The following is a 12,704-nucleotide window of genomic DNA, read 5'->3' as shown; positions in this document are numbered from 1 at the left end:
CGCACCGCGCCTTGCATCCCATCCCGGCAGGGTACTCGCGCGACCCCGAAAAGACCTTGAACAGGTTCTTACACCCGTGTTCTTAGCGGGGAGCAGATGCGACTGACGCTGCGGCGGGTGCTCTTACTTCTGCAGCGGAAGAAGTGCCGCCTGGAGTGAGCGTCTGCGGCAAGGTCGCCCTTTGGGTGGCGGCTGGCCCGGCGGGCAGAAACAGTGGCCCACGTTGTCCGCAACCTGCAAGGACCGCCGCACTGGCAGCAAGGACAAGCGTCCTGACTAGAATTTGGGAAGCTTTCAACATGCGCAAATTGTAATGACCGACCTCGAATTTCTGGACCATGCCGAAAAACTGCTTGCTGGCGTCGAACGCAGCTGTGACCTGATCAACGACACCACAGACGCCGATGTCGACGCGCAGAGGTCAGGGGGGCTGATCACATTAACGTTCCCCAACCGCAGCCAGATCGTGATCAACCTGCAAAAGCCGCTGCATGAGGTATGGATGGCGGCGCGGTCTGGCGGTTATCACTACCGATTTGACGGGGCAGCTTGGCAGGACACCAAGGGCGCTGGGGAGTTTTTTGCGTGCCTGACCCGTGACGCGGCCTTGCAGTCAGGGTTGTCGCTCACCTTTTCAGCCTGACTAGAAGCGCAGCAGCCACAAGCGGGCTGCTGCTGCAAGAGGCGCATAGGCATCAGTTTGCCCAGCTGGTAGCGACTCACTTCAGTTTCGGAAAAGATCCAGAATTCGGCTGCGTTCCTCTGCGGGAGGCGGGGTCGTTGGGCTGACGGCAGAAGACGTTGATCGGTCGTCAAGCCCTACGCTCGCAACGCCCGCATTTCGGGCATATTCGTCGTAGAACCATTCACCGCCCACATTCACGACACCAGGTGGTACCGGCGTTTCTATCACCGGCACACCTTTAAGGGCTTGTTGCATGAAGCTGATCCACACGGGCAGGCTGAGCCCGCCGCCTGTCTCGCGGTTGCCCAGGTTGCGAGGTGTGTCGTAGCCAATCCAGGTGACGGCTGCAATGGTTGGCTGGTAACCCGCAAACCATGCATCCCATGAGTCGTTGGTGGTACCGGTTTTGCCGTAAAGATCTGGCCGTTTGAGAGTGCCTTGGGCGCGAGCAGCCGTTCCAGAGCGGGTGACCTCTTGCAGCAGGCTGTTCATGATGAACGCATTGCGTGCATCAATCGCCCGAGGCTGCTCGCTGGTCACAGGGGGCGTAGTCTCAGAAATAACCCGACCTTTGTGGTCAGTGACTTTGGTAATGAGCCACGGATTGACGCGGTAACCACCGTTGGCGAACACAGAGTACCCGGCCGCCACCTGCAACGGGGTCACTGAGCCTGCGCCGAGCGCCATGGTCAGGTATGCGGGGTGCCGGTCCGCATCAAATCCGAATCGAGATACCCATTCTTGTCCTGCCTTGGGGCCGACAGCCTGCAGCACACGGATCGAAATCATGTTCTTGGACTTTGCCAGGCCGGTGCGCAGGCTCATTGGCCCATCGTATTTTCCGTCGTAGTTCTTGGGCTCCCACGGTTGGCCGCCTGTCACTCCCGCATCGAAGAAGAGGGGCGCATCGTTCACCACGGTGGCAGGGGTAAAGCCTTTCTCCAGCGCGGCAGAGTAGATGAAAGGTTTGAAACTCGAGCCCGGTTGGCGCCAGGCCTGGGTTACATGGTTGAACTTATTCTTGTCAAAATCGAAACCACCCACCAGCGCGCGAATAGCGCCGGTGCGGGGGTCCAGGGCTACGAAGGCGCCCTCCACCTCGGGCAACTGCGTGATTTCCCAGGTGTTCTTGGGTGTCTTCACCACGCGGATCACCGCACCGCGGCGGATCTTGATGTTCGGGGGGGCTTTGTCGCTGAGGCCCGACTGGGCAGGCTTGAGCCCCTCTCCAACTATCTCCAGCGTGTCGCCACTGGCCCGGGCTGCAACTATCTTGCGAGCATTGGCTTCCAGCACCACGGCCGACAGCACATCACCGTTGTCCGGATGACTGGCCAGTGCATCGTCAATCGCATCTTCCACCTCCTGTGCGGCAGTTGGAAGCGACACAAACTTTTCCGGACCCCGGTATTGCTGGCGTCGCTCGTAGTCCATGATGCCTTTGCGCAGCGCGCTATAAGCAGCATCCTGCTCTGCTGCGTTCAAGCTGGTGTAGACGTTCAGTCCCCGGGTGTAGGCCTCGTTACCGTACTGGGCAAAGATGAGTTGCCGGGCCATTTCGGCAACGTACTCCGCATGCACACGAGTGTTGTCGGGACCTGTTCGGATCTTCAAATCTTCCTTCTTGGCAGCTGCAGCTTCTTGGGCAGAGATGAAGCCGTTCTCCTCCATGCGCTCGATGATGTAAAGCTGGCGGGAGCGGGCGCGTTTGGGATTGCTGATGGGGTTGTAAGCTGACGGTGCTTTGGGAAGTCCGGCAAGCATGGCCGCCTCCGCGACAGAAACGGATTTAAGCGGCTTACCGAAATAAGCCTCTGAAGCCGCCGCAAATCCGTATGCACGGTTCCCCAGAAAAATCTGGTTCATGTAAATCTCGAGAATCTGATCCTTAGAAAGCAAATGCTCCAATTTAAAAGTCAGTAAGATTTCGTAAATTTTGCGCGTAAATGTTTTCTCTGATGAAAGATAAACATTGCGAGCGACTTGCATTGTGATAGTGGACGCGCCCTGGCTTTTTACACGGCCCAGATTTGCAAGGCCAGCCCGCATCACCCCTTTGTAGTCAACACCGCCGTGTTGAAAGAAGCGCGTGTCCTCTATGGCGAGTACGGCATCCTTCATGACCTTGGGGATCTCGCCGATGGGCGTGAGATTGCGTCGTTCTTCGCCAAATTCTCCGAGAAGGGCGCCCTCTGAAGAATAGATGCGCAGGGGTAGCTTGGGCCGGTAGTCGGCGAGGTCGGAAATGTCTGGGAGGTTGGGATAGGCCACGGCAAGGGCCACAGCAATTGTCAGGGCCAATGCAAGCGCGCCCGCGGCAGCAAGCCCCGTCAGCCAAAGGATTGCGCGCAACGCCCAACCTAACCAGGTGGTGGGCGGGCGTGTGGATGTGTGATCCGATTTCTTCTCGGAAGACTTCAAGGGGGAGGGCGGCGGCATATCGCTCCGATGGGGTAAGACCCAACATTATAAAAATGTCTGCTCAGGGGGCAGAAACGCATTGCTCGCACGGCCTTCCAATCTTCTCAAAAGGTGCCCGTTTCAAGTTGAATGGTGTTGCAAACCTCAAAAGTTCCGTCTGCTTTTGGCAACGCTCATGAGGTGTTACACGGGGAAAATTCTTTGCTGGAGAACTACCTTACTGATAGCATTCATGTGAAGTGTTAAGTTTTGTTGCCTCATTTTGGCAAGTTACAGGGGACCGATCTTGAGCTCAATGGGGTCTTTGTTTAGTCGCCAGTCTGCACCGCTACTGGGAATCGACATCAGCTCCTCCAGCGTCAAACTGGTGGAGTTGGGGCGTGATAAAGCGGGTGGCCTTGTGCTGGAGCGTTGTGCGATTGAGCCGCTGGAGCGCGGCTGGATCACGGATGGCAACATCGAAAAGTTCGATGAGGTCGCAGACGCCCTGAGGAGGCTAGTGAAAAAGAGTGGAACTCGAACGAAGAACGTAGCCCTCGCGCTTCCGCCCTCTGCAGTCATCACCAAGAAAATCACTTTGCCAGGCGGGATGACCGAGCAGGAGCTAGAGGTGCAGGTCGAGTCTGAGGCCAATCAATACATACCATTCTCGCTAGACGAAGTGAGTCTCGATTTTTGCGTCATCGGCCCTAGCAAAAATGCTCCAGGCGATGTCGACGTGCTCATCGCGGCTTCGCGCCGTGAAAAAGTCCAAGACCGACAAGGCTTGGCCGAAGCGGCTGGTTTGAAACCCGTTGTTGTGGATATTGAATCCCACGCGTCTCGACTGGCTGCCGGGCGGCTGATCGAAGCCCTGCCCAGCAAAGGCGTTGACGCCATGGTGGCTCTCTTTGAAGTGGGAGCGTTGACCACCAGCATGCAAGTCATCCGAAATGAAGAGGTGCTGTATGACCGTGATCAAGCATTTGGTGGCGCCCAGTTAACGCAGTTGATTGTTCGGCAATACGGATTCTCGGTTGAAGAGGCGGAAGGCAAGAAGCGCAATGGTGATCTTCCTGAGGATTACCAATCCGCCGTTCTTCGCCCGTTTGTCGACAGCATGGCACAAGAAATTGGCAGGGCATTGCAGTTCTTCTTTACAAGCACGCCACACAACCGCGTGGATCACATCATGCTTGCGGGAGGGTCAGCACCTCTGCCTGGTCTCACAGAGGCAGTTACACAACAAACTGGTTTTGCCTGCAGTGCAGTGAATCCGTTTGACGGGATGGAAATTGGAAGTTCAGTGCGATTGAAAAAAATGGTGCGTGAAGCCCCGTCGTATTTGACGTCCTGCGGCTTGGCCATGCGGAGGTTTTTACAGTGATATTGATCAACTTACTTCCCCACCGGGAGGCTGCCCGTAAGCGCAGAAAAGAAGCGTTTCAGGCGACGATGTTTGCATCGTTTTTGGTCGGTTTGGTAGTTGCAGGGGCTATCTACTGGTGGTTCCAGATGATGATCACAGCGCAGCAAGAGAAGAACACTTTTCTTCAGGGCGAAATCACAATTCTTGAAAATCAAATTAAAGAAATTGCAACTATTGAAGATGAAATTGCCTCGTTAAGGGCGCGTCAGAAAGCGGTCGAGGATCTTCAGTCTGATCGGAATTTGCCGGTTCACCTGCTGAATGAATTGGTTCGTCAAGTACCGGACGGCGCTTATGTGACTAACATTAAACAAACTGAGCAAGTCATTGAAATGCAGGGATTTGCGCAGTCTAACGAACGTGTCTCCGAAATGCTGAGAAACTTGACGGATAACACGCCGTGGTTATCCAAGCCCGAGCTTGTGGAAATTGTTGCCAGTAATGTTACATTGAGTGCGCGTGAGCAGCGACGGGTTTCAAATTTTAATTTGCGATTTAGGTTAATGCGCACTGGGGAAGTTCAAAACTCCTTGGGAGTCGCTAGTGGTGGTGTGGAGGTCGGGAAATAGACATGGCTAAAAAATCAGCATCGAATATCGATTTTGCTGCTCTACAGCAGGATGTAGCACGCCAATTCCGAAATCTTGATACTAAAGATCCTTCGCTTTGGCCCGTTGCGCCTAAAGTTTTGCTTTGTCTCTTTATTGCGGCGGCTGTCGCCGCCGCCTTGTGGTTTGCAAAAATCAGTGAATATGAAGTTGAGTTACAAACTGAGGTTGCCAAAGAGCAAGCGCTTCGGACAGATTACCAGGCAAAGCTTGTAAAGGCGGTTAGTTTGGATGCATTGAAGCGGCAGCGAGAGCAGGTACAGCAGTACGTCATTCAACTGGAAAAACAACTTCCCAGCAAAGCTGAAATGGCCGCTCTTTTGTCTGATATTAATCAGGCAGGGCTTGGGCGAAGTCTTCAATTTGATTTGTTCAGGCCGGGGCAAATCGTTGTTCGCGAGTATTACGCAGAATTGCCGATAGCGGTTCGGGTTACTGGAAAATATCACGATATGGGGGCTTTCGCATCAGATATTGCCCATCTTTCTCGGATTGTGACTTTGAATAATATTTCCATTGCGCCAACAGCCAAAGATAGTGGTTCGTTGACGATGGATGCTACTGCGCGCACGTTCCGGTACCTCGATCCTGATGAAATTCAGGCGCAAAAGCAAACAGCAGGGGCGAATAAATAATGATGTCCCATCGATTTATTATTGTCTCAGCGTTGGCTCTCATGCTCTTGGGATGTAGTTCATCCAGTGACGACGACCTCCGTCAGTGGATGTCTGAGTTGCGTGCCACTACGAAACCCCGAGTTACCCCACTCACTGAGCCGAAGCAGTTTTTGCCACAGTCTTATTCTTCCGAGTCTGGCATTGAGCCATTTAACTCCTTGAAGCTTACGCAGGCCCTGCGTAGAGAGTCTACTCAGCTAGCTTCAAACGCAGCGCTAATTGCACCAGAGATGACTCGACGTAAAGAGCCGTTGGAGAATTATCCGTTGGATGTCATGGCCATGGTCGGTAGTTTAGATAAAAAAGGCGTGCCGACTGCTTTGTTAAAGGTAGACAACTTGTTGTATCAAGTTCGAGTTGGAAACTACTTAGGGCAGAATTATGGGAAGATAATTCGGATAAATGAAAGCTCCGTTCAATTGCGTGAGATAGTGCAGGATGCTACCGGTGATTGGGTGGAGCGCACTGCCACGCTGGATCTGCAAGAGGATAAGAAATGAAATACGCTAAATTTTGTACACATCGGCTGCTTCGGTGCGCGATGTTGTTGTCGGCCTCAATTTTGGCGCCATTTGAAGCATGGGCCCAGTCTGCTATCCAATCAGTTGTGGGTAGTACGCAGAACGGTACAGACGTTGTTCGGATTGATTTTGCAGAACCTCTCCAAGGATTGCCTACAGGATTTTCGATTCAATCGCCGGCAAGAATCGCATTGGACTTTCCTGGCACGGTCAACGCAAGTGGAAAGAATTCTTTTGAAGTTAATCAAGGTAACTTAAAGTCAGTTAACGTTGTTCAAGCTGGAGACCGTGCCCGCATAGTGCTCAATCTTAAGCAGGCATCCTCTTATAAAGCAGAGATCCAAGGAAAGTCGCTAGTTATTTCCCTTGGGGGATCCGTGAACGCGAGCGTTCTTCCGGCCAACCAGGTGCAGATATTTTCGGATTCCGTTCGGTCCGACGTTCAAACCCTTAAAGACGTCGATTTTCGTCGAGGTGCCGATGGGTCGGGGCGAGTAGTCGTATCATTGCCGTCAACTCAGGTAGGTGTTGACATACGTCAGCAAGGTAAAGGCCTGGTTGTAGATTTCTTAAAGTCTTCCTTGCCGGAAGGTTTGCGACGTAAATTAGACGTGACTGATTTCGGCACACCCGTTCAAGTGATCAGTACCACGCAGCAGGGCGAGCATGTGCGGATGCTCATTGAGCCCATAGGTGAGTGGGAGCACAGTGCGTATCAAAGCGACAGTCAATTCGTAGTTGAAATACGTCAAAAAAAGGTAGATCTCACTAAGTTGACCCAGGGACCTGGCTACAGCGGTGAGAAGCTGTCTTTGAACTTTCAAAATATTGAAGTGCGTTCTCTGTTGCAAGTTATCGCTGACTTCACAAATTTCAATATTGTTACATCGGATACCGTCACCGGCTCCTTGACTCTCCGTCTTAAGGATGTTCCTTGGGATCAAGCTTTACAAATTATTATGGATGCCAAGGGTTTGGGTATGAGAAAAACCGGCACAGTGCTGTGGATTGCACCCAAGGATGAAATTGACGACCGTACCAAAAAAGACTATGAAGCTGCGGCGGCCATTCAAAAGCTTGAACCACTAAGGACTCAGGCGTTCCAGATGAACTATGCCAAAGCCGTTGACATGGTGGCACAGCTTTCTGCATCTTCGGGCGGCACTGCTGGAGGAACTTCCAATAGATTTTTATCAGAAAGAGGTAGCGCCATTGCGGAGCCTCGTACAAATCAACTGTTCGTGACGGACACACCAAGCAAGCTTGAAGAAGTGCGTCAACTTTTGGCAACTTTGGATGTGGCAGTTCGCCAAGTAATGATCGAAGCACGTATCGTTGAAGCTTCGGATACATTCGGACGCTCTTTGGGTGTTCGGCTCGGTGCAACCGACATGCGAGCAAGCAGGGGTGGTGATGGTGGATACGGAATAGGCGGGGGAAATCGCGTTGCTTTTGGTACAAGTTACAGCAACGCTGTAGCGACTACTAGTGCAGGCGGAGCAATAAATACGCTTGGAAATTTCGTTAATCTTCCTGCGCAACCCCAAAGCGGGTATGACCCGTCTAGTTTCGCTATTTCTATCTTCAATTCAGCGGCGAATAGATTTTTGAATCTCGAGATATCTGCTCTTGAGGCGGATGGTAAAGGCAAGATTGTCTCTAGTCCACGAGTAGTGACTGCTGATCAGACCAAGGCGTCTATTGAGCAAGGCACTGAATTTCCATATCCAGTTACCGCGCCAAATGGCGGAACAGTAATAGCATTTAAGAAGGCGGTGCTCAAACTGGAAGTGACGCCGCAAATAACTCCAGAGGGTAATATAATATTAGACTTGGATGTGAATAAAGATAGTCCTGGAGAGGTCTTGAATAACGTGCGAGCCATTAATACAAAGCATATAAAAACTCAAGTTTTGGTGGAGAATGGCGGAACGGTTGTTATTGGGGGTATTTTTGAGCTGTTCGAAGATAATTCTGAGGCGAAAGTGCCTGTTCTGGGTGATATTCCAGGATTTGGCAATCTTTTTAAAACAAAAACAAAATCGGTCAACAAGCAAGAGATGTTGGTGTTTATAACGCCTAAAGTAATAACGGATCGTTCATCTGGCCGCTGAGAAATATAAATAGAGAGTATAAAATGCAAAGTTTATTTAGATTGTTTTTGGTTGTACTTACTGGGCTGGTGATTTCGTGTGGGGGTGGCGGTGGCAGTCCGGGCGCAACACCCGGTGGGTCCACAAAGCCTGTCGCAGGTTTTGATTACGTGCTAGATAAAAATGCAATTTCTAATTCTGGTGCGGATGAGGTAACGCTCACTGCAACTGCGCTTGACTCAAATAATAATCCTGTTGAAGGCGTTGCTTTCAAGGTTAATCTTACATCTGGTATATATACGCCTGGAGCTACGGTTACCGACCAACTGGGAAAGGTTAGTGGCAAAGTATCTACGGGCGCCGACAAATCTAATCGGACTATAACTGTCACTATGACGATGGGGGATAAAATAAAGTCAGAGGTCATTCCTGTTACCGGAAGTAAAATATCGCTGACAACTGTACCTGCGGCGCCGGTGCCAGGTTCTCCTGTGACACTAAGTGCGAAGGTAGTTGATGTGAATGGTGCAGGTATTCCCAACATTCCAGTCAACCTAGCAGGCAGTTTAGGTTTTCGGAACACATTGCAAACTGACATTAACGGTAACGCTACCTCGTCTATTGCGAGCGCTCCGCTTACTGCAGGTATTTACACCGTGGAGGCTTCTGGTTCGGGTGTCACTGAGAAACGCGATGTTCAAGTGATCAGCACGACAGGCGGCGTGCCTGATGCAGTTGGTACCATTTCTGCCGCAAGCTTGGCTATCACTCCGAACACTATTCCACCGAATGTTGTGGGGTCAACGACAAACCGGGCCACTCTTCGTGCACTTTTTCAGGATTCCTCTAACAGGGCCATTAAAAATGTTCGAGTTCGTTTTGAAATTTTGGAGCCTAGCCTCGGTGCAGGTGAGCAGATTTCAACTGGTAGCGCCGTTGTGTATACCGACCAAAACGGAGTCGCGTCTGGGGACTACATCGCTGGCACGCGCGCGAGCCCTACCAATGGAGTCGTGATTCGTGCTTGTTATGCAACCACGGATGCTGGAATCGCTGGCAATGCTTGTCCGAACTTTCGTACAGCGACTATGACCGTTGCAAATGAACCTCTTTCGATTACGCTGGGCGACAATAATAAGCTCGAAACAGGAAATAATGAGCTGACGTATATTAAGAAATTTGACGTTGCGGTATCTGATGCGGCCGGTAATGCTGTAGCGAATGCTCAAATATCAGCTAGTGTAGATCTTCGATTTTATCGGAAGGCTCCAGGTATCGTTGTGACGAACAGCACGGTTGGATATAGTGCTCCGCCCGTGCTGTGTCCCAATGAAGATACTAACAGGAATGGACTTCTCGATAGTGGTGAAGACGTTAATGGGAATGGTACTATTGAGCCACGCAAAGCCGATATTATAATCTCATATTTAGGGGGGCGGGTCACTGGATCAAATGGGCGAACAACCCTTCAAGTAGAGTATCCACAAAATGTTGCCTATTGGATCGAGTACGCCGTGAAAGTCACCACTAGTGTCGCTGGCTCTGAAGGTGTTGTCGAAAAGGTTTATCTGACGGAAGCTTTGATTGGGGATGCGGAAAATGGCTCGTTCCTCAAGCCACCATACGGATCGCAGGCTTGCAACTCTCCCAACTGAATGCCAGTTAATAAAGTTCGTGCTTGTGTTGAGAGTGAAAAATTTTTCATGAACTAGAATGATAAAAAGAGCAGCGTTGGCTGCTCTTTTTTTTTCTAAGCGAATTTTGAATTTGGTTTCTTAGTATTTTAATTTTTTCCTATCTTGCTGAGCCATGGCTGATTTTCATAAGTACTCTAGTGTCGAGATCTTTTTAGGGGGCAGGAGCTATGATATTGAAGTTTGTGACGGTTTTTTGAAGGGTTTGAGAGGCATAGTTTTCAAGGATGGATTTCGGGCCGTAGTGGTCACAAATGATGTAGTTGCCCCCATCTATTTGGAATTTCTCATTTCTCAGCTTAAACTCTCATTTTCAAATGTTGATTCGATTTTATTGCCGGATGGTGAAATTCATAAGAGTTGGGATTCGCTGAATTTGATATATGAATATTTGTTAGAAAATCACTGTGATCGACAAACTGTATTGTTTGCATTGGGAGGCGGCGTGGTTGGTGATATAACTGGCTTTGCTGCTGCTACCTATATGCGAGGTATCCAGTTTGTTCAGGTGCCCACTACGTTGCTTGCCCAAGTTGATTCATCAGTTGGCGGAAAAACAGCCATTAATCATCCACTTGGAAAAAATATGATTGGCGCATTTCATCAGCCGATTAAAGTGATTTGTGATTTATCTTCATTGCAGACGTTGCCTAAACGAGAGCTTAGTTCTGGCTTAGCTGAAGTTATAAAGTATGGTCCAATTTTGGATATGCATTTTTTCCGGTGGTTAGAGTGTGAAATGGGCGAACTTGTGGCGACTGATCGAACCGCATTGGCGTACGCTATACATCGTTGTTGTGAAATTAAGGCATCCATAGTCAGCCAAGACGAGAAGGAATCGGGTCTTCGCGCTATCCTCAATTTCGGCCACACCTTCGGCCACGCCATCGAAGCAGGGATGGGCTACGGCGTTTGGCTCCACGGCGAAGGCGTTGCTGCCGGGATGGTGATGGCCGCCGAGTTATCGCGTCGGCTTGGAATGGTCGATGAGGCTTTTGTCAAGCGGCTCACCAAATTGATCGAGCGTGCGGGTTTGCCAACGAAGGGGCCGGTATTGGATGCGGCGGACAATGCGGGTCGCTACCTGGAGCTGATGCGGGTCGATAAAAAGTCCGAAGGTGGAGAGATCCGTTTTGTTCTTATTGATGGGCCTGGCAAAGCGGTGTTGCGTGCGGCGCCAGATGCGCTGGTTCGTGAAGTGATCGATGCCTGCTGCGCGTAGTTGTGCGGGTAGTTTGCTACTGAATATATAGCTGTCAGCGCTTTGTGGATAAGCGCCAGTGAGCATTTTGACTCAAAATTCTGATCTTGCGGTTTATGCATGCGACCCGGCGAGAAGTCGTGGTCGACTGTTCTACGAGGTGCCTGCGCCGACCCGTACCGAGTACCAGCGTGACCGGGATCGGATTGTTCACTCTACGGCCTTTCGCAGGCTGGTCTACAAGACACAGGTCTTTCTGAACCACGAAGGTGACCTGTTCCGAACCCGGCTCACGCATTCGCTTGAAGTCGCTCAGTTGGGGCGTTCGATTGCCCGGTCGTTGCGGATCAACGAGGACCTGGTGGAAGCGATCTCGCTGGCGCACGACCTGGGGCACACGCCGTTTGGTCATGCAGGGCAAGATGCGCTGCACGCTTGCACGGCTAGGCATGGTGGCTTTGAGCACAATTTGCAGAGCTTGCGCGTTGTGGACAAGTTGGAAGAGCGCTATCCGCAGTTCGACGGGTTGAATCTGACCTTCGAAACGCGCGAGGGGGTGCTCAAGCATTGCTCCAGGCTGCACGCGCAGCAATTGGAGGATCAAGAACCTGGCGGCGTGGGTGGCCGGTTTTTGCGGCGGGAGCAGCCCAGTCTTGAGGCTCAGTTGTGTAACCTCGCGGATGAAATTGCGTACAACGCGCACGATATCGACGACGGTGTGCGCTCTGGTTTGCTCACTCTGAACCAGTTGCGGGACGTGCCTTTGTTCGATCGTTACAGAGCAGACGCGCAAGCGGAATATCCGGAGCTTGCACAGCCTGCGCTGCAGCGCAGGCTGTTGTATGAAGCGATCAGGCGCATGCTGAGTGCCCAGGTCTATGACGTGATTGATGCCACTCAAACAGCGCTGGCCGACAGCCATCCGGCAGATGTGAATGCGGTACGCACCGAGTGCCCGCCGCTGGTGAGGTTCAGTGATGCCATGCGCGAGCGCTCACAGACACTCAAACGGTTTTTGTTCAAGAACCTTTATCGGCACCCCAGTGTGATGGAGACCACAGGCCGTGCCCAGGAGATCGTGCGAGACCTGTTTGCAGCCTACACGGCAACCCCCCAGGAGATGAAGGCGGCGTTTGCTGAGCAGGCCTCACTGGATGCTGGGCCACTCCGTGCCCGCGCGGTGGCGGATTTCATTGCCGGAATGACGGATCGCTTTGCGGCACGTGAACATGAACGGCTGACGGGACGGCGTCTGTTGGGTTGAGACAGATCCCGTTCACGTGATCGGCGCATCCGACGCCTCAGATGCTCGACTCGAACGGTGCAGGTCGCGCAGGGATGCCGGCCAGTAAAATCGGGTGCCGCTCTCCGCTCCCCCGTCTCTGCGCCTTGCGCG

General features: G+C 51.8%; 11 protein-coding genes. 9 read left to right on the top strand and 2 right to left on the bottom strand.

Going from position 1 to position 12,704, the window contains the following annotated elements; all coding sequences use genetic code 11:
• Window positions 1-82: 82 nt before the first annotated feature.
• Window positions 83-301: an LPS translocon maturation chaperone LptM gene (lptM, locus tag ACK4OE_RS07660; RefSeq protein ID WP_409884105.1), complete on the bottom strand. Its 219-nt coding sequence runs from the start codon at window positions 299-301 to the stop codon at window positions 83-85.
• Between the two features lie 12 nt (window positions 302-313).
• On the opposite strand from lptM, the gene cyaY reads away from it, so the two are divergent.
• The gene (gene cyaY / locus ACK4OE_RS07655; protein WP_409884100.1) at window positions 314-643 is read left to right on the top strand and encodes an iron donor protein CyaY; all 330 of its coding nucleotides are present in this window, start codon (window positions 314-316) and stop codon (window positions 641-643) included.
• An 81-nt stretch (window positions 644-724) separates the two neighbouring features.
• Here cyaY and ACK4OE_RS07650 read toward each other — a convergent pair whose 3' ends face one another.
• A complete protein-coding gene (locus ACK4OE_RS07650) occupies window positions 725-3,124 on the bottom strand; it encodes a penicillin-binding protein 1A (RefSeq protein ID WP_409884098.1) in 2,400 nt (799 codons plus the stop codon).
• A gap of 268 nt (window positions 3,125-3,392) precedes the next feature.
• Here ACK4OE_RS07650 and ACK4OE_RS07645 point away from each other — a divergent pair, with 268 nt between their 5' ends.
• The 8 genes from ACK4OE_RS07645 (at window position 3,393) to ACK4OE_RS07610 (ending at window position 12,572) form a co-directional block, all read left to right on the top strand.
• Window positions 3,393-4,472 (top strand): pilus assembly protein PilM, encoded by a 1,080-nt coding sequence (locus ACK4OE_RS07645; RefSeq protein ID WP_409884097.1) that lies wholly within the window; start codon window positions 3,393-3,395, stop codon window positions 4,470-4,472.
• On the top strand, window positions 4,469-5,083 hold the full coding sequence (locus tag ACK4OE_RS07640; protein WP_409884096.1) for a PilN domain-containing protein: 615 nt from the start codon (window positions 4,469-4,471) through the stop codon (window positions 5,081-5,083). The genes ACK4OE_RS07645 and ACK4OE_RS07640 overlap by 4 nt, the downstream gene beginning before the upstream one ends.
• A 2-nt stretch (window positions 5,084-5,085) precedes the next feature.
• Window positions 5,086-5,757: a type 4a pilus biogenesis protein PilO gene (locus ACK4OE_RS07635; protein WP_409884095.1), complete on the top strand. Its 672-nt coding sequence runs from the start codon at window positions 5,086-5,088 to the stop codon at window positions 5,755-5,757.
• Window positions 5,758-5,759: 2 nt separating this feature from the next.
• Entirely contained in the window at window positions 5,760-6,299 is a 540-nt protein-coding gene (locus ACK4OE_RS07630) for a pilus assembly protein PilP (RefSeq protein ID WP_409884094.1), read from the top strand.
• Window positions 6,296-8,434: a type IV pilus secretin PilQ gene (gene pilQ, locus ACK4OE_RS07625; RefSeq protein WP_409884093.1), complete on the top strand. Its 2,139-nt coding sequence runs from the start codon at window positions 6,296-6,298 to the stop codon at window positions 8,432-8,434. Before ACK4OE_RS07630 ends, pilQ begins: the two co-directional genes overlap by 4 nt.
• 23 nt (window positions 8,435-8,457) lie before the next feature.
• On the top strand, window positions 8,458-10,068 hold the full coding sequence (locus tag ACK4OE_RS07620; protein ID WP_409884092.1) for an Ig-like domain-containing protein: 1,611 nt from the start codon (window positions 8,458-8,460) through the stop codon (window positions 10,066-10,068).
• Window positions 10,069-10,222: 154 nt separating this feature from the next.
• Window positions 10,223-11,329: a 3-dehydroquinate synthase gene (gene aroB / locus ACK4OE_RS07615; RefSeq protein WP_409884090.1), complete on the top strand. Its 1,107-nt coding sequence runs from the start codon at window positions 10,223-10,225 to the stop codon at window positions 11,327-11,329.
• A 67-nt stretch (window positions 11,330-11,396) separates the two neighbouring features.
• Complete coding sequence (locus ACK4OE_RS07610) at window positions 11,397-12,572, top strand: deoxyguanosinetriphosphate triphosphohydrolase (protein WP_409884104.1); 1,176 nt, start codon at window positions 11,397-11,399, stop codon at window positions 12,570-12,572.
• Window positions 12,573-12,704: the final 132 nt, after the last annotated feature.

It is taken from the genome of Acidovorax sp. (assembly GCF_046314175.1).
Lineage (GTDB): Bacteria > Pseudomonadota > Gammaproteobacteria > Burkholderiales > Burkholderiaceae_C > Acidovorax.
The sequence above is the reverse complement of the archived record's forward strand: the minus strand, read 5'-3'. Positions and strand labels throughout refer to the sequence as shown.

Bases quoted from the DNA above. Each gene is read 5' to 3' on its own strand.
- lptM (WP_409884105.1), bottom strand. From the start codon at position 301: ATGTTGAAAGCTTCCCAAATTCTAGTCAGGACGCTTGTCCTTGCTGCC.
- cyaY (WP_409884100.1), top strand. From the start codon at position 314: ATGACCGACCTCGAATTTCTGGACCATGCCGAAAAACTGCTTGCTGGC.
- ACK4OE_RS07650 (WP_409884098.1), bottom strand. From the start codon at position 3,124: ATGCCGCCGCCCTCCCCCTTGAAGTCTTCCGAGAAGAAATCGGATCAC.
- ACK4OE_RS07635 (WP_409884095.1), top strand. From the start codon at position 5,086: ATGGCTAAAAAATCAGCATCGAATATCGATTTTGCTGCTCTACAGCAG.
- ACK4OE_RS07630 (WP_409884094.1), top strand. From the start codon at position 5,760: ATGTCCCATCGATTTATTATTGTCTCAGCGTTGGCTCTCATGCTCTTG.
- pilQ (WP_409884093.1), top strand. From the start codon at position 6,296: ATGAAATACGCTAAATTTTGTACACATCGGCTGCTTCGGTGCGCGATG.
- ACK4OE_RS07620 (WP_409884092.1), top strand. From the start codon at position 8,458: ATGCAAAGTTTATTTAGATTGTTTTTGGTTGTACTTACTGGGCTGGTG.
- aroB (WP_409884090.1), top strand. From the start codon at position 10,223: ATGGCTGATTTTCATAAGTACTCTAGTGTCGAGATCTTTTTAGGGGGC.